Source organism: Streptomyces sp. RLA012 (genome assembly GCF_056270325.1).
The window spans coordinates 78,564-95,431 of the sequence record NZ_JBWDPA010000002.1 but is presented as its reverse complement, the minus strand read 5'-3'; the positions used below and the strand labels follow the sequence as shown (position 1 = coordinate 95,431).

Genomic DNA, 16,868 nt, shown 5'->3' with positions numbered 1-16,868 from the left:
GGTCGGCGCCGGGTACTGCTCCGAGGCCAACCTCGAACCCGCCAAGGCCCGGCAACTGGCCGGCAGTATTGGCATGTTCATGACCATAGGTCGCGCCCGCGACACTTGGGGGACCGGGCGCGGGGCGATGACGGCGGCGAGCACCGTGGTCAGCCGCTGGGACAGCGAGACGCGTCTGTCGGGGAGCTGTACGGCGAGCACCTTGCGCCGTATGTGCCTCACATGTATCTGGGGGCTGTTGAGGCACATTGGGTACGTGAGCCACGATGCGCCGCGCCGCGACCCCCACCGGCCACGGCGGAGGCCGTTGCGCTCATCGCGCTCATCTCCGAGCTGTACGCGGAGGGGGCCGCACCGAAGAAGGGCGGCGCAGCCCGATCGTGGTGACGGCCGTGGCGGTCCGTCAGGTGCGGCTCGGTGTCGGCTCCGGCTCGGAGAGATGCGCTGTCGCGCGGCGGGGGAGCAGCAGCGGGGTGGCCAGCAGGAGCACGCCGGCCAGGCCGATGGCCGTACGCGGGCCGAGCAGGGCGCCCAGCACGCCCCAGACGGCCGTCAGAAGCGCGGTCGAGGCCTTGGTCGTCACCGCCCAGGCGGACAGCGTGCGGGCGACCCGGTCGGTCGCGGTGCGTTCGAGGCGGTAGGTGGCGTAGACGGGGTTGAAGACCCCGCAGCAGAAGATGAGCCCGAGCTCGACGCCCATCACCAGCAGCAGCCCTCCGGTGCCCGGCCCCAGGAAGGCCAGTCCGACGGGCCAGAGTGCGCGCAGCGCCCCGGACACGACCAGGACCTGGTGCTGCCCAAAGCGGGTGACGAGCGGTCGGGCCAGCCGTGAACCAAGCAGGCCGCCGATCGAGGGCGCGGCGAAGGCGAGGCCGTACTGCCACGGTGCGAACCCGAGTCGGCCGAGCATCAGGACGGCCAGCAGCGGCTGGGTGGCCATCACCAGGCCGTTGAACAGGGCGGTGTTGAAGAACAGCGGACGCAGCGTCGCGTCGGCGAGGATGTACCGCCAACCGTCGAGCAGGTCCGCGGCCCGCATGTGTGCGGCCTCCCGGCGCTCGGGCCGTGGCTCGGGCCCGCCCATCGCGCGGATACCCAGGGCCGAGAGCAGGTAGCTGACCGCGTCGGCCACCACCGTCGCCACCGGACCGAGGAGCCCGATCGCGGCGCCGCCCAGCGGCGGTCCGATGATCGTGGTCGTCCAGGCCGTGGACTCGAACCGGGCGTTGGCGACGAGCAGGTCCTCGGCCGGCAGCAGCGTCTTCAGGTACGCGCCGGAGGCGGAGCGGAAGGTGATGTCGGCCGCCGCGACGACGACCGAGACCAGCAGGAGCTGAAGGAAGGTGAGCACGCCGAGCGCGAACGCGGCGGGGATCGTCAGCAGCGCCGCGAACCGCACCAGGTCCATCGCGATCAGCACCGGCCGCTTGCGGCGGAACTCCACCCACGGGCCGAGCGGCACCGTCACGGCCGCGCCCACCGCGGCCCCCACGGAGGAGAGCGCGGCGACCTCGGCCGGTCCGGCGTGCAGTACCTGGATGGCGATCAGCGGGAACGCGCCGAAGGCGAGCCACGTGCCGAGCGCGCTGGTCCCGTACGCTCCCCAGAGCCACCCGAACCGCCGCCCCAGCCGATGTCCGAGCAGATGTCCCAGCCGGTGCCCGTTCCTCATGCCCGCCGCCCCTCGCCACTCACCCGTACAACCGATCCGCGATCGGAAGCATCAAAGCGGGCACCACACCCGGGGATCAAACAACCGCAGGACCGCCTGGCCACAACCAACGGTTGTACCCATAGGGTGTCGACGTGGACCTCGACACCGTCCGGACCTTCGTCGCCGCCGCCGACGCGGGGCAGTTCCAGGAGGCCGCCGCCGAGCTGGCGGTCACCCAGCAGGCCGTCTCCAAGCGCATCGCCGTGCTGGAGCGCAACCTCGGCGTGCGGCTGTTCACCCGCACCGCGCGCGGCGCCGAGCTCACCATCGACGGGCAGGCGTTCCTGCCCCACGCGCGCGAGTTGCTGCGTGTCGCCGAGCGCGCGGTCGCGTCCGTGCGTACCGGCCGCCGTCCGCTGCGCGTCGACGTGCTCGCCTCGCGCACCGCGGCGTCGGGCCTGCTGCGCGGCTTCCACCGCGCACACCCCGACATCGAGCTCGACGTGCTGATGCTGTTCGACATCGAGACGGCCGTCGCCGCCATCCGGTCCGGTGCGATCGACGCGTCCTTCCGCGCCGTCGCCGTGCCCGGCCGACCCCTTCCCGAGGACATCGAGTCCGTCCGGGTGCTCGACGAGTCGCTCCAGCTCCTCACCGGCCCCGCCCACGCGCTGGCGGGCGCCCGGTCGGTGCCCCTCGCTCAGCTCACCGGGCACCGGATCTGGATACCCGGCCTCGTCCCCGGTACCGAGTGGGCCGCCTACTACGACGACCTCGTCGCCGAGTTCGGCCTCACCATCGAGGCGACCGGCCCCAACTTCGGCTCCGACGCGCTCCTCGACACCATCGCCGACACCCCGGCCCTGGCCACCTTCATGGGCGAACAGACCCGCCTCATCTGGCCCGCCGACCACGGCCTGCGCCGCATCCCGGTGACCGACCCGACGCCCGTCTACCCCCACTCGCTCCTCTGGCACCGCGACAACCCCCACCCGGCGCTGGCCACCCTCCGCGCCCACCTCGCCGCCACAGCGGCCGGCCACGACGCCGCCGGGACCTGGACGCCGGACTGGGTGATTCCGCGCTGAACGCCGCCGCGTCTTCGAGCATCGTGGCCGGACCGACGGACGGTGACCCGGGGGCAGGCGTGGCCATCGGCACACTCCGGCTCTCCCCTCCGTGTGCCTCATACGCCTTGACGGTGATCAAGGCTGTGAACTGCCGATTCGGCTCAGGAACCCCAGATAACAGCTGGTGACGGTGGCAGAGCTGGGCAGTGCGCAGGCGCAAGCCGGACAGGACGTCGCAGATCCAGCTGTACTCACTCGCTGAGAGGCAGGGTGGGCCGTCCTGCGCGGACGTAGTCCTGGTACTCGTCTACCTACGGCCATTCGTCTGATTGACCTACCGGTCACGGCCTGCGCCGATCCTCTCCTCGGCGATGGCCAGGGCTCGGCCCATCGGATGCCGGGATCTTCCGGGGTCCTGGCAGTGCCCAGGATCTGCTCGTGGAGGCAGGCTCACAGGCCGACCGAACCGGCTTCGCCACGATCCCCTCCACCCCCGCCGTGCCTTGCAGCGCCCTGTACCGGAGGAGAACCTGGCCGCGCTCCACGTACGGACGCGGGCGCAGGCCAAGGCTGCGTGCCACGGGATGGGCCGGGACGCCGAACGCCGAAGCGCGCAGGCTTCCCCCATTCCCGTGCCAGAACCGTGAAGCAACTCGTACGCGATCTTCAGCCGGGCGGTGAGCCGCTCGGCAAGCCGGGCCGGTGGCGACGGCCTGCCAGGTGCCGCGCTGCGGCTCGGTGGGCGCGGCGAACGCGCCTGTGAACCACACCCTGGTCGCCGGCGAGAACGGCGCCAGCGCATCGTCGCTCACCACGCGCCGATCCTCGCCTGTCCCACCGACAGTTTCCGGCCCGCTGATCAGCCGGTTCACCGGCGGAGCCGGGGCGCGAGCACCGTGCGCACGACCTTGGCCACCTTGCTCGCGGCGGGTCCGCCCTCTTCTTCGGGTTCCGGTTCCAGCACGTGCTGGAACTGCAGCAGCAGCTGGTTGGTCGAGCGCCAGAGCGGGACGAACATGCCGGCCACCGGCCCGACACCCTGGATCGGGCCGTTGGACAGCTCGGTGACCTTCTTGGCGATCGTGACCGTTGCCGGGTCCCGCAGGATCAGGTGCACCTCATCGTCGACCAGCCGGATTTCCATCTTGCGCGCGGCGGCCTCCTCCGGGTTCGCGTCCGTGGTCGTCTCCGGATCCAGTTCGTCGATCTTGGCGGCGACCGCGTCCGGGTCGACCCCGAGTTCGCGCAGCACCCTGGCCGCCATGCTGTTCTCCGCCCGCAGCATCGCCTCAAGCAGGTGATGGCTGCCGACCGGTGCGCCACCGGCCAGCGCGCTGGCGGCGGACACGGTGTCCTCGGTGGCAGGTGTACCGGCCGGCCATGGGCCGGCCGCGACGTCCTGCGATCCCTCCGGTGATGCCAGCACCGTGGCACGGATCTTGCTGATCGGATTGATCCGCTCGGCAAGCACCTTCGCGCCGACGCCCTCACCTTCCCTGACCAGGGCGAGCAGGATGTGTTCCGTACCGATGTAGGTGTGGTGCAGCTGCTGCGCCTCATGCAGGGCGAGTTCCAGCGTCTTCTTCGCGCGCGGCGCGAACGGGATATGGCCGCTCAGCTCCTGCGTGCCGGGCTTGACCACCGCGGCGATATCGACCTGCGCCGTCTCCTTGTCGTACCCGAGCTGGTGCAGAACTTTCGCCGCCATGGTGTCCGGCGCGTCGAGCAGCCCCAACAGGATGTGCTCCGTGCCGATGTAGTTGTGCTTGAGCAGCCTCGCCTCCTCCTGAGCCGTGACGACCACCTTGCGTGCTTCCACCGTGAACCTTTCGAATGACATGGTTCCATGCTCTCAACCATGTCAATACACTGTTATTGATAGGGTCACCATGCTGAAGGGAGGGTGTGATGGAGACACCGTCGGACTGGGAGGACCGGCTCGCGCGCTGGCAGAATGAGCTGGAGTTGTTCGAGCAGCTGGACGAGACACCCTGGGTCACGCTGGCCAAGGCGGAAGCCGAGACCGGCGTTTCCCGCTCGGCCCTGCGGTCCTGGTACCGCAACGGCGAGATCCAGTCCCGGCTGGCGGACGGCCCGAACGGGCCGCAGCGCCTGGTCCAGCTGGACGCGGTGATCGAGCGCGCCGCCGCGTCACCGCGCATTCAGCGCAGGGCGGAACGGGAAGTCAGCCTGGAAGCCCAGGTCACCCTGCTACGGCACCGGGTTGACCAGCTTGAGCTGCGGCTGGCCGCGCTGGAGCGGAAGTGACCGGCGCGAGCAGCACCGTGCCGTCGGCCCGGAACGGTGCCACCGTCGCCGGATCCGTGTGCTCATCCACGACCAGGGTGTATGGCCGGTCCGGCGGCGCCCAGTAGGGGAACGGGCCCGCACCGAGCTTGGACTGCTCGGCCGACACCACCGCGGTCCGTTCCGCGTACAGCATGAGCCACCGGCCGTGACCGGCACCGCGAGTAGCAGTGCCCGCATTGCCGGATCAGCCGTTCCGGAACGCGACGTATCCGGGCCGCAACGGCGTTCCGGCGTTCCGGGTCACATCGGTCCAGGGCCAGTGGCGGGCGAACCTGAGGTGCCGGCGGCGGGCGGTGGTGACCAGCTGGGCGGCGGCGGAGAGCAAGCGGGGTCGCAGGCGGCGGGGCTCCCAAGGCCGGGCGGTGCCCGTCAGCGCGGGCATCGGTATCCAGGCCAGCAAGTCCAGGGCGATCTGGACGATCTCCAGCCAGATCTGATTCTGCGCGGCATCGTGCAGGGGCAGGTTGCTCAGGCCAGTGGCGCGGGCCGCGCGGATGCGATTCTCGGCACGGGCGCGCTGGCGATGGCGGAGTTCGAGTGCGGCGATCGGTGTGTTCCCGGTGTTGGTGGCGAACACGGTGAGGCGCAGACCGGCGGCGTCGGTGAAACGCAACTGAGCGCCGGGGCGCGGGCGTTCCTTGCGGACGATCAGCCGCATGCCGAGAGGCCAGCCCTTGAGGACGTCGCCATCGAGTTCGGCGACCCAGGCGCCGTCGCGGATCTCGCCTCCGGGCTCGACGGCCGCCGTCCAGTCCGAGGCGGGACGGTGAGAACGGCCTGGTGGATGGCGTCGGTGATGGTCCTGCCGACCGGGTAGGACAGCCACCGGCCCTGCTGGGCCAGCCAGGCCACGAACTCGTTGGTGCCGCCGCCGAAGTCGGTACGGATGAGTGTCTGCCGACCACGTCGATGGTGTCTGGGCAGCTGGGCCAGCGCGAGTTGGGCCGTGGTGAAGTGGTCGGCGGCGGTGTTGCGGCCCGCGTTGCCGGGCCGCAACAGGCCCGCGACCGGCTCGCCGCTCCCGCCTCGGCCGTGGTCGACGAAGCCCATCAGCGGTTGGTGCCCGAAGGTCTGCTTCCCGGTCGTGGCGGCGTCCTGCTTCTCGGAGTGCGCCGGCACAAGCACCCCATCCAGGTCCACGATCACTTGCCTGTCGGCATCCCGTGCCGGGGAACCAGCCAACTTCCACACATATGCTCGGACTTGGGCTCGTGCGGCCCGGATCGCCCCCAGGGTTCTCGGTCCGGCCCCTGCCAGGGTGTCGACCAGGCGGGACACCGTCGGGTCGGAGGCCAACGGCCCGAACACGTCCCGCTCCGCTCGCAGCATCCCGACATCGGCCAGGCAGTCCCCGCCGACCGCGACCGCGAGGGCCACATCCAGCAGGATCTTCCCCGGATCACGCACCGCCCGTTGCTTCCGCCACGGCGTCAGGGCCGCCGATATCGCCTGGTACAGCCCGGTCTTACGGACTGTCTCGACCAGCGGCACGCCACCGGCCTGGCTCACCACTCCACGACCGCCGCCCTCAACGCTGACATATGGATACGATCCGACAAGGTTCTCCACCTGAGGAGTGCAACTTTCTTGACGACGACCAGGACCCTGGACGTCCCCTCGTCCCAAGACGGAGGCGCTCCTTACCTTTTGCTCATGCTTCGGACGGGCTCGTTGGTGAAAGCGTAAAACTGGGACCTTAGGAAACATCCTTCCGCAACGACGTGATGAGGCGGTCAAGGTCCCCGCGTGCCGTGTACGTACGGATCGGGTCGATGTAGTCGCGTGACTCGATGATCTGACCGTCCCGGACACGCATGACGAAGACGCAGGGCACCTTGGTCATGGAGTCGTCCGGCAACGTGAACTCATAGGCGAACTCGGCGACGATCACTTCAGGATCGGCGGTCTCGTGAACGACGACGTCGACGACCCGCCTCTTCGGCAAGGACTCCCGAACTTCCGGCGGTACTGTGAAGTGTTCCTGGAGCGCACGTCGACTCGTCAACGGCTCGGACTCCGGCGTCGCCATCGGATGCCGGACGTCGGTGACCTCGCCATATAGGTCAGGCAACTCGTCGAAGTTCCCGCCGGCGACCCCGTGAACAAGCCGGAGAAACACCTCGCGTGGACTCAGACCCACAAAACCTCCCCAAGTAATACTGAACCGTTCCGGATTCGGTAGAGACTCTGGATTGTGGCTGTGGCCTGCAGTTTTGGCTGCTGTTGGTAATAGACGGCTTCGTATTCGGCTGGCGGGACGTGGCCTATCTCACCGTGGGGTCGGCGGTGGTTGTACCAGTCGGCCCACTCCGCCGTGGCCAACTCGACGTCGCTGAGGGCCTTCCATGGCCGCTGAGGCTTGATGAGCTCGGTCTTGTACAGGCCGATCGTCGATTCCATCAGTGCGTTGTCGAGGGCGTCGCCGACGGTGCCGATGGACGCCGCGATCTGTTCGGCGGTCAGGTGGGCGGCGAGGCGGAAGCTGGTGTACTGCGATCCGGCATCGGAGTGATGGATCAACTCCCCTGCGATGACAGGGGTGTTCGCGCGGTCACGTTGCCACAGGCCCATTTCGAGTGCGGACAGTACCAGCGGCGTCTGCTTGTTCGTCGCGGCGGACCAGCCGACGATCCGGCGGGAGAAGGTGTCCACGACGAACGCGACGTAGATGGTGCCCGACCAGGTGGCCACGTAGGTGAAGTCGGCGACCCACACCCGGTTGGGGGTGCTGGCCACGAACTGCCGGCCCAGCCGGTCCGGGGCCCGGTCTGCTTCCTTGTCCGCCCTGGTGGTGACGGCCTTCTTCCCGCGCACCGCTCCCGTGATGCCTTCGGCCTTCATCAGGCGCTCGACAGTGCACCGGGCCACCTGATGTCCTTGCCGTTTCAGTTCGGCCCAGATCTTGCGGGCTCCGTGGACGCTGTAGTTGTCGCGGTAGATCTTGGTGATGAGCGGTGCCAGTTCCGCGTCCCGCAGTGAGCGGGCCGACGGCATGCGCTTCTTGTGTGCGTAAAAGGTGGACGGGTGGATGCTGCAGTCGTGCTCGGTGAGCGTCCTGCAGATCGGCTCGACTCCGCCGAAGCGGTCCCGGTGCTCGTCGATGAACGCTACGAGCGTGTGTGTGGCCGGTCGAGCTCGGCCGCGAAGAAACTCGCCGCGGCCTTCAGGATCTCGTTCGCCCGCTTCAGCTCGGCGACTTCTTTCCTGAGGGACTTGAGCTGGGCGGATTCCTCGGTCGTGGTACCGGTCCGGGCACCGGCGTCGACTTCGGCCTGACGCACCCAGTTCCGCAGGGACTCCGGCCCGATGTCGAGTTTCGCTCCGATCGAGCGGATCGCCGCGGACTCGGTCTTGTACTGATCACGAGTCTCCAGGACCAGACGCACGGCCCGCTCCTTGAGCTCCTTGGGGTATTGCTTCGCCATAACGGACTCGATCCTTCCAAAAGATCGAGCCTCGATCAAACCCGGAACGGTTCATACACGCAGGCCGCTAAGCTCGGTGTTTATCGTCTGTGGTCGAACATGGCCTCGAACTTGCTGACGTTTTCGGTTGAGTGCCAGACATGAGACCAGACATGAGAGTGGCCTTCGCCTGATTCTGTGCTCCGTAACAGAGGCGCTTGACCAGTACGAAGGCCGTAGCCATGAGTCTGCTGCACCGGGATGTCCCGCGGGATGCGTTTGCCGAACTGTCATGGTTCCGGGCAGAGTTCTACGCGTGCCTGGCCGGGCGGAGCGACGCATTGTTCGAGCTGGCTGACGCCTTGCTGTGTTGTCAGCCACTGGCTGTGGCCGGGCGCGAATACCAGCCCGGACCGGCTGTTCTGTCACACCTACGGTCGGGGCAGGGGCTCGGCCCAGATAATCCCAGGATGGCCCTACTCCTTCCTCGCCGCTCTGGAACCGGGTCGGACGTCGTCGACCGCCATGCTGGACGTGGCCCTGCTGCGTCCCGCGCCCCGAAATAAGCCAAGACCTGCCCCTGACTCCCGTGAAAGGCCGCAACTGCGGCAGACGAGACGCCGCTGGGCAAACAGCGAGGGCGTCGAGTCATCGGGAGCTTGGCGGACCGGGAGTACGTGTGCACCCTTGGCACATTTTGGGCAGCGGACGAGGATTGCATCGACGAAGTGATACTTCGTCAACCGAGGGTCCCGGAACCGAGATTGAGACGACAACGAGACCATCAACCCAGTATGCGATGCACGGCCGCGCGGTGCAGCACCTCTCGGGCTCAAGTATGGCTCCGCTCGGACACGGCAGGGCCTGAGGTGTCGTTCTCGGCCTCGCCGCAGCAATGTGCTGCTACAAATGGCTCCTTCGCCTCACCACATGGGACATCGTCTAAATGATGTCGAGGCAGTCGAGGAACGGTGTCGCGGCGGATGCGTCCCCGGTGATGCGGCAGTGGTCGCGCCAGGGTTTGCGGATGGTGGCCCACGCGATGAAGTCGAGTGCCGTGCTGTGGACCCGGGTGGTGGCGTCCGCACCGGGTGCCACGGTCAGTTGCCCGTCCGGCCCGGTGGCGGGGAGGATGGTGACGGTGGTGGCGCCCGGCCCGGTCAGGTCGAGGACGAGGGGCCTGCGGACGGTGGCGGTGAGTTCGTGCCCCTGCATCTGGGGGAGGCCGGCGAGCATGAAGTCGACGGCGGGGGCGACCTGGCTGTCGGTCGGTTCCGGCAAGGTGAACGGGAGAGGGCCGTCCGGGCCGAGCATGTCATTGCGCAGGTGGCAGAAGACGTTGAACGCCATGGTGTTCGCCAGGAGGTGGCGCGGATACGTCCCCAGCCCGGGCACCTCGACGGACTCGTCGGCCCTGGGCGGTTCCTGGGCGGCTTCCAGGAGGTCCAGTTGCCGGGGTGTGCTGCGCCGCCACTCGTCGAGGACTTCGCCATGGCTCCAGCCACGGCGTTCGTCGACGCGCAGGTCGTGGTAGCGCTCGCGGTTCTTCGGCAGTGAGGGGTCGGGCGGTGGCGGGTCCACCGCCTCGGAGGCGAGGGCCGCGAGGTGGGCCACCACGTCGATCACGCGCCAGCCGACGCACGCGGACGGCAGGTCCCATTGCTCGTCGTCCACCTGGGGAATGATCTCCGCCAGTTGGGCCGTGCTCGAACGCGCGGCGGCGATGCCGGTACGGGTCATCGTTCCTCCCTCGCCTCTCTCGAACCTCGCCTCTCTCGAACGCACGGCCCGGTCAGGATGCGGCCTTGCGGGACGTGCGGTAGGTCGCGGCGACGTCCGCGCGGCCCAGTCCGTCGTCGGCCGCGAGGTGGAGGCGTGCGCGTACGACTTCCGCGATGCCCAGGTGCAGGCCGGCGGCACGGGCGGTGTCGACGATCAGGCCGGCGTCCTTGGCGGCCGCTTCGAGGGGGAAGGAGGGGGTGTCGAGGTCGTCGTCGATCATCTTCGGGCCCTTGCTCTGGACGTACGGGCTGTTGAGGCCGCTGTCGTCGATGATGTCGATGACCAGGCGTGGGTCCATCCCCAGGGTGCCGGCGAGGGTGAGGGACTCCGCGATGCCCTCGACGGTGGTCAGGACCCAGGCGTTGTAGGCGAGTTTGAGGCTGCTCGGCTGGCCGACCTCGTCGAGCCACACGGTGCGTGTGCCCACCGCCTCCAGGATTGGCCGCACCTCTTCCCGTGCCTCCTGCTGGGGGGAGGCGGCCAGGATGGTCAGAGTGCCGGCCACGGCCGGCTCCTTGGTGCCGAGGAGGGGGGCTTCGACGTAGGCGACGTTCAGGCGGGTCGCCTGTTCTGCGAGGCGGCGAGACCCGTCCGGGGAGACCGTGCACGTCTGCACCCATACCGTGTGGCCGCCCAGGCCGTCGCGGGCCTGGTCCATCACGTCGGCGACGACCTTCTCGTTCGCGAGCGCGGTCAGTACGATGTCGGCGCCGTGGCAGGCCTCGGCCGGCGTGTCGCACACCGCGGCGCCGGCGTCGGCCAGTGGTTCGGCGGCGGCGCGGTTGCGGTTCCACGCGCGCAGTCCCACTCCCGCCGCCGCGATGTTCCGTGCCATGGCCTCCCCCATGGTCCCCGTACCGAGCACGGCCACCACGGGCCTTCCCTGCCCGGACGGCGGGGTCCGGTTCGTTCCGCTCATCGTCGCGCCTCCATACGATCGACGCGCCGCGCGCCGCGACGGTCGGCGCGCATGCCAGTGGTGTCGACTGCCGCCCGGTATCGGGGGGTTCAGGCGTCCTGGCCGATCCAGACGGTCTTGGCGTTCATGAACTCCCGCATGCCGAGGTCGGACAGCTCGCGTCCGTAGCCGCTGCGTTTGACGCCACCGAAGGGGATCTCGGGGTAGCTGGTCGTGTTGCCGTTGATGAAGGCCATGCCCGACTGCACGTCGCGGACGAAGAGTTCACGGTCGGCCTCGTCCTCGCTCCACAGGTTCGACCCGAGGCCGTAGGGGTGTCCGTTGGCTTCCCGCAAGGCCTCCTCCAGGGAGGGGACGGTCCACACCTGTGCCACGGGACCGAAGACCTCCTCGTGGTACATCCGCATCTCCGGCGTGATGCCGGTCAGCGCGGTGGGCGGGTAGAACCAACCGGGCCCGTCCGGGCGTTCGCCACCCAGCAGCACCGTCGCGCCCTTGCTGACGGCGTCGTCGACGTAGGACTCCACATCCCGCCGGCCGGACTCGGTGGCCAGCGGACCGACGTCGGTGCCCTCGTCCATCGGGTCGCCCATCACCAGCGCGCCCATCTTCGCCACGAACATCTCGATGAACGCGTCACCGATGTCCTCGTGGACGAAGAACCGCTTGCCGTTGATGCAGGACTGCCCGTTGTTCAGGCACCGCGCCTTGACCGCGACATCGGTGGCCCGCTCCAGGTTCGTGGAGGGCATGACGATGAACGGGTCGGAGCCGCCGAGTTCGAGGACCACCTTCTTGATCTCGTCGCCGGCGATGGTGGCCACCGACCGCCCCGCCGGTTCACTGCCCGTCAGCGTCGCGGCCGCCACCCGCGGGTCGCGCAGCACCTGCTCCACCCTCCCCGCGGAGATCAGCAGGGTCTGGAACACGTCGTCCGGGAAACCCGCGTCACGGAAGAGCTCTTCCAGGTACAAGGCGCACTGCGGCACGTTCGAGGCGTGCTTGAGCAGGCCCACGTTCCCCGCCATCAGGGCGGGCGCGGCGAACCGCATGGCCTGCCACAACGGCAGGTTCCACGGCATCACCGCGAGCACCACACCGATCGGCTGGTACGTCACGAACGTCTGCTTCGCGCCCACGCGCCGACCGTCACCCTCCAGGTCCCGCAGGAACGCGGGGCCCTCGGTGGCGTAGAAACGCAGCCCGTGCACGCACTTGGCCACTTCCTCCTCCGCCGCCCGGAAGGTCTTGCCCATCTCCGTGGTGACCATCCGGCTGACGCTCTCGATCTCCTTCTCCAGACGTTCGGCCGCATGCTGCAGCCATCCCGCCCGCTCCTCGACGCCCGTCAGCCGGTACGAGGCGGCCGCTGCCGCCGCCCGGGCGAGCTTGTCCTCCAGTTCCTCCGGAGTCAGTTCGTCGAACCTCCTGAGGACCTCACCTGTCACAGGACTCGTCGTTGCAATAGCCATGAATCCACGCTACGGCCGCCTGGAAAGACATGCAATTCACCCATTTGTACCACCGCCCGGCCTGCGAAGTGGCGCGCTCACCATCAGGGCCGTACCTTCCAGGTCAGCCAGAACCCCGCGGTCCGACAGCGACGACCCGCCACGCGGCCACCGCACCCGCTGCCGATCACCCAGCACGGCACCGGATGCGTCGCAACCGCAGGTGCGCAAGCATGGTGATATCCGAAGCGGCGGCCGCGGTGGCCGCCGACCGTGAAAAAGCACCCACCGTCGGCTCTTCGCTTTCCGTGCCGGAGGCTCCCGTCCGGGTTCGCGTAGCCGACGGTATACGGCAATCGCGGCGGCTGTGCCCGACGCCTTCCGCGCGATCCCTACTGTGCTCAGTCGCCACTGTGCTCAGTCGCCGAAAAGGCCGAGTTCACCTTGTACGCCGAGGAAGGGGAAGCACATGACCGCCTCTGGGATCTTGAAATCAGGCAAGGGCGGACTGGCCCTCGGAGCGGCGGTGCTCTCCGTCCTGACCGTGGTGCCGGCTCACGCCGCAGATGACATCGGCAGGGCCCCGGGGGGCCAGAAGCCGACCGTGGTGCTCGTCCATGGAGCATTCGCCGACGGGTCCAGCTGGAACGGAGTGGTGCAGCGCCTGCAGCGGGACGGCTACCAGGTCATCGCCCCGCCCAACACGCTGCGCGGCATACCCCAGGACTCGACGTACCTGAACAGCCTCCTGAAAACCATCAAGGGGCCGATCGTCCTCGTCGGACACTCCTACGGCGGCGAGGTGATCTCGCAGGCGGCCGCCGGGCTCGACAGCGTCAAGGCACTGGTGTACGTCAACGCGATCATGCCGGACAAGGGTGAGTCGTTCGCCAGCCTCTCCGCCAAGTTCCCGGCCGCCCCGCTCAACAAAGCGCTCCAGGAAGTGCCGTTCCGCAACGGCGACGGCACCACGGGCACGGACGTGTACATCCAGGCCGCCAAGCTCCACGCGATCTTCGCCCAGGACCTCCCGCAGGAGCAGGCGTCCATCATGGCGTCGACGCAGCGCCCGATCGCGCAGTCGGCGTTCACCGACAAGCTCACCGCAGCGGCCTGGCGGGACAAGCCGGTCTACGTGCTCGTCGGCAGGCAGGACCGGGCCATAGACCCGAGCCTTGAGCGGTACGAGGCCAGGCGCGCGCACGCGCGCAAGACGGTGGAGATCAACTCCTCGCACGTGTCCCTGGTCTCCCACCCCCAGGCGGTCACGGATCTCATCGTGAGCGCGGCCCGCGACTCCGGTCACCAGTAGGCGAACGGGCATGGGCTGCCACAGCCGCGGGCTGCGGTTCTACGCCGCGGTGCTGCCGACAGGAACAATGGCTGGCAGGCGGTGAGGGCGGGTTCATCAAAGGCGGGGAGCGCGAGGCGCTGGTGACCGCCTGTGCGCCGGGAGCGGAGGCCCGCTGGCCCGCCTTGTACGCCAAGGCCCGCAGCGAGGGCGAGTGTTCGGTGCGCACCGACGCGTTCGACGCGATGGCCACGGGGGAGTGGGAGCTCGTGCCCGGGGTGTGGCAGGACACCGAACTGCTGCTGTGGAAGCCGCCGGTGGCGTGGTTCAGCATCAACGCCTTCTTTGCCACCGACGGCAGCGGCGCGCAGCGGCTGAGGAACTGGTACGTCAACTTCGAGCACCCCGCCGGCCGCACCGCGAACGGCTTCGACACCTTCGAGCTGACCGTCGACCTCGTCATCGACCCCGACCTGAGCACCCTCACCTGGAAGGACGAAGACGAGTACGCGCACGTGCAGCGCCTGGGCATCGTCACCGACACCGAGCACCAGGCCGTGGACGATGCCCGCGCCCAGGTCCTCGCGATGCTCGCCGAACGTCACGCCTGGAGATCAGCCGACCCATCCGATGTCACGGACCTCGATCTCTCCGGCGTGCGGCATGTACCGGACCCAGCACCGCCGTCGAACGCCTCCCGGATCTCCCTCACCACCACGCCGTACCGCATTCCGCACACCCCCGTGTGATCGACTCGGGCAGCAGCATACGGAGGAACCGCCGATCACGTTTCGGCCTGTGGATAACCCGGATCGGGCATGGTTCAGAGACCGGACGGCGGCGCAGACTACATGTACCGCCATGGCGTGTGAGCGGGTGCGGTGGCCGGCCGTGGTGGACCGGGCGAGACGGATTGTGGCGGCGTACGCGCCGCTCAAGGTCACGCTGCGGCAGGTCATGTACCGGCTGGCCTCCGAGGGCGTCCTGCCGCACACGCCGCCGATGTACCGCCGCCTGTCCTCGCGGTGGCCAAGGCCCGCCGCGAGGGCCGCTTTCCCGACCTGATCGACACCCTGCGGGGGGTCCACGTCCCGGTGGCCTGGCCGGTGGTTCTGTAGGTGGGGGTGGACGGCTTCGGCGCCTGGGTGACCGCCCTGCATGAGCGTTGCGTGCGAACGGTCCAGCGCTCGATGCCTGAGGAGAGGCATTACGTTGGTGACTTGCCCGGATGGCTCCTGTCCCGGCGAAGCAGCGGCAGGGGCTTATCGAGGGGTCCCGGCACTGGGAGGCCGACGCCGACCGTCGGCCTGATCACCTGTCACGGTTCGCAGGTGGGCGGAAGTAGAACTCGCCGGCCAGGTCCGTGGGTTCAGACAAGAGCGTCGCGCGGCAGCGGCACCCAGGACGCGCGGGTTCCTGGCGCCGTCGAGTGGCCTGCTCAGCATTGCTCTGAGCAGGCCGGAATGGGCTGCTTGCGTGTGCTGCTTCAGCCTGTGGAGGCGTCTTGTACCGCCGCTCGGTTCGATGCTCACATGATCTCGGACGCTCGTGCCTGCCCTGCGTCCGACAGCGACGGCCGGGCTACTTGCCGCAGAACTCCGCCTCGATGACCTTCACGGGGTCGCCGGCCCAGTCGCCGTTGAAGTTGAAGGCGAGGGAATGCTTGCCGTCGGTCGTGGTGAACGCCACGGAGCTGGAGCCGTGGATGCCGCCGCTGTGGCCCCAGATCCGGACACCGCAGCTCAGTTCGCTCTCGATGAGGCCGAGCCCGTAGCGGCCGCCCACTATCTCGGCCGGGACGGTCGTCTTCATCTCGGCGAGCTGCTTCGCAGGCAGGACCCTGCCGGCCAGCAGTGCCGAGTAGAAGCGGTTCAGATCGCCGGAGCTGGAGAGGATCTCGCCCGCGGAGTTGGCGGCCGAGGGGTTGAATTCGGTGACGTCGTAGATCTTTCCGGTGGTGTTCTCGGCGAGCTGCGAGTATGCCCGGCTGCTCGGTTGCGGCACGGTGGGGCTGGTCCCGGGCATGTATGTGCCGTGCAGCCCGAGCGGCTCGATGACGCGCCGGCGGACCTCGTCGCCGTACGGGTTGCCGGTCACCTTGTTGATCAGCATGCCGGCGAGCAGATAGTTGGTGTTGGAGTAGCCCCAGGAGGTACCCGGAGCGAATTCGGGCTTGTGGCTCATGGCGATCTTCATGAGCTCTTGGGGCGTCCAGGTGCGGTACTGGTTCTTGAAGAAGTTCTCGGGCAGGAAGATTTCGTTCGCGAAGTCCTCGTCGTCCGTGTAGCTGTAGATGCCGCTGGTGTGATTGAGGAGCTGGCGGACGGTGATCTTGCGGCCGTCGTGTCCGTGCCCTCGGACCAGGCCAGGGAGCCACTCTTCGACCTTGTCGTCGAGCGAGAGCCGGTGCTCGGCTTCGAGTTGGAGCAGCACCGTCGCGATGAAGGTCTTGGTGATGCTGCCCGCCCGGAAGCGGTCATGGGCGCTGCGCGGGGCGCCGGTCTTCAGGTTGCCGACACCCGAAGTGGCCTTCCAGACCCCGTGCTTGTCCTTGGCCTGCAGGGCAACTCCGGGAACGCCTTCCTTGACGACGGCGTCCATCGCCTGCCGGGTCGCGTCGTGGTGGGCAGGCGCCGCTCCCGGCTGCGCGGACGCGGGTACGGCGGTGAAGGCCACGGCCGTCACCACCACGGCCGCGGTTGCCCCCACGAACCCCTTGCGTGCGTATCCCTTGTGTACTGACATGCGTCTCCCCGTCCCACCGTTGAGTTCTGTCGAGGGGAGGGACCCCGGTGGGGGGAGCGAGGTTGCCGGGCTTCAGATGGTTGAGCGGGTTTTAGCCTTTCTGGCCCGTGAGCCGGGACTGCACCGCTTTACCAACATCCGTGCGCAAGAAGCAGTCGAGCCGGTCGGCGAGTTGAGTTGCCCAAGCCCACACTCCGATGCCCCCATCGGCAAGCCCTCGGGTGTTGTCAGAAGTCAGCGAC

The 16,868-nt window shown here is 68.6% G+C and carries 13 protein-coding genes and 2 pseudogenes; 6 read left to right on the top strand and 9 right to left on the bottom strand.

The genetic code is table 11. From position 1 onward, the window contains the following. Positions 1–403 precede the first annotated feature (403 nt). Positions 404–1,672, bottom strand: coding sequence for an MFS transporter (locus RV986_RS00635; RefSeq protein ID WP_475915500.1), 1,269 nt, complete (start codon positions 1,670–1,672; stop codon positions 404–406). A gap of 134 nt (positions 1,673–1,806) precedes the next feature. On the opposite strand from RV986_RS00635, the gene RV986_RS00630 reads away from it, so the two are divergent. Next, positions 1,807–2,742: a LysR family transcriptional regulator gene (locus RV986_RS00630; RefSeq protein WP_475915499.1), complete on the top strand. Its 936-nt coding sequence runs from the start codon at positions 1,807–1,809 to the stop codon at positions 2,740–2,742. An 850-nt stretch (positions 2,743–3,592) separates the two neighbouring features. Here the strand turns inward: RV986_RS00630 and RV986_RS00625 are convergent. Next, positions 3,593–4,564, bottom strand: coding sequence for a Clp protease N-terminal domain-containing protein (locus tag RV986_RS00625; protein ID WP_475915498.1), 972 nt, complete (start codon positions 4,562–4,564; stop codon positions 3,593–3,595). Between the two features lie 68 nt (positions 4,565–4,632). Between RV986_RS00625 and RV986_RS00620 the strand changes: the two genes are divergently transcribed. After that, entirely contained in the window at positions 4,633–4,992 is a 360-nt protein-coding gene (locus RV986_RS00620) for an excisionase (RefSeq protein WP_261559483.1), read from the top strand. A 226-nt stretch (positions 4,993–5,218) separates the two neighbouring features. Here RV986_RS00620 and RV986_RS00615 read toward each other — a convergent pair. The 3 genes and pseudogenes from RV986_RS00615 to RV986_RS00605 all read right to left on the bottom strand — a co-directional run bounded on the left by RV986_RS00615 (position 5,219) and on the right by RV986_RS00605 (position 8,459). After that, a pseudogene (locus RV986_RS00615) lies at positions 5,219–6,603 on the bottom strand (IS1380 family transposase). Positions 6,604–6,730: 127 nt separating this feature from the next. Beyond that, on the bottom strand, positions 6,731–7,153 hold the full coding sequence (locus RV986_RS00610; protein WP_475924141.1) for a nuclear transport factor 2 family protein: 423 nt from the start codon (positions 7,151–7,153) through the stop codon (positions 6,731–6,733). A gap of 11 nt (positions 7,154–7,164) precedes the next feature. Continuing rightward, positions 7,165–8,459, bottom strand: a protein-coding gene (locus RV986_RS00605; protein ID WP_475915497.1) for an IS3 family transposase whose coding sequence is annotated in 2 segments (ribosomal slippage) — positions 7,165–8,186 and positions 8,186–8,459 — 1,296 coding nt in all. Because the reading frame shifts where the segments join, the coding sequence is not laid out codon by codon here. A gap of 221 nt (positions 8,460–8,680) precedes the next feature. Here RV986_RS00605 and RV986_RS00600 point away from each other — a divergent pair. Further along, positions 8,681–8,990: pseudogene (locus RV986_RS00600) on the top strand (hypothetical protein); the annotation flags it as partial. A gap of 390 nt (positions 8,991–9,380) precedes the next feature. Here RV986_RS00600 and RV986_RS00595 read toward each other — a convergent pair. From RV986_RS00595 to RV986_RS00585, 3 genes are all read right to left on the bottom strand, one after another. Then, positions 9,381–10,178: a maleylpyruvate isomerase family mycothiol-dependent enzyme gene (locus tag RV986_RS00595; RefSeq protein WP_475915496.1), complete on the bottom strand. Its 798-nt coding sequence runs from the start codon at positions 10,176–10,178 to the stop codon at positions 9,381–9,383. 52 nt (positions 10,179–10,230) lie between these two features. After that, positions 10,231–11,139, bottom strand: a complete 909-nt coding sequence (locus tag RV986_RS00590) for an NAD(P)-dependent oxidoreductase (protein WP_475915495.1) — start codon at positions 11,137–11,139, stop codon at positions 10,231–10,233. An 89-nt stretch (positions 11,140–11,228) separates the two neighbouring features. Then, positions 11,229–12,611, bottom strand: coding sequence for an NADP-dependent succinic semialdehyde dehydrogenase (locus tag RV986_RS00585; protein ID WP_475915494.1), 1,383 nt, complete (start codon positions 12,609–12,611; stop codon positions 11,229–11,231). 448 nt (positions 12,612–13,059) lie between these two features. Between RV986_RS00585 and RV986_RS00580 the strand changes: the two genes are divergently transcribed. The 3 genes from RV986_RS00580 to RV986_RS00570 all read left to right on the top strand — a co-directional run bounded on the left by RV986_RS00580 (position 13,060) and on the right by RV986_RS00570 (position 14,946). Beyond that, positions 13,060–13,902, top strand: coding sequence for an alpha/beta fold hydrolase (locus RV986_RS00580; RefSeq protein ID WP_475915493.1), 843 nt, complete (start codon positions 13,060–13,062; stop codon positions 13,900–13,902). Between the two features lie 122 nt (positions 13,903–14,024). Further along, positions 14,025–14,630: a ribonuclease FAU-1 family protein gene (locus RV986_RS00575; protein ID WP_475915492.1), complete on the top strand. Its 606-nt coding sequence runs from the start codon at positions 14,025–14,027 to the stop codon at positions 14,628–14,630. A 112-nt stretch (positions 14,631–14,742) separates the two neighbouring features. Continuing rightward, on the top strand, positions 14,743–14,946 hold the full coding sequence (locus tag RV986_RS00570) for a hypothetical protein (RefSeq protein WP_475915491.1): 204 nt from the start codon (positions 14,743–14,745) through the stop codon (positions 14,944–14,946). Between the two features lie 516 nt (positions 14,947–15,462). Here the strand turns inward: RV986_RS00570 and RV986_RS00565 are convergent. Next, positions 15,463–16,626 carry a serine hydrolase domain-containing protein gene (locus tag RV986_RS00565; RefSeq protein WP_475915490.1) on the bottom strand — a complete coding sequence of 388 codons (1,164 nt, stop codon included), beginning with the start codon at positions 16,624–16,626 and terminating at the stop codon, positions 15,463–15,465. Positions 16,627–16,868: the final 242 nt, after the last annotated feature.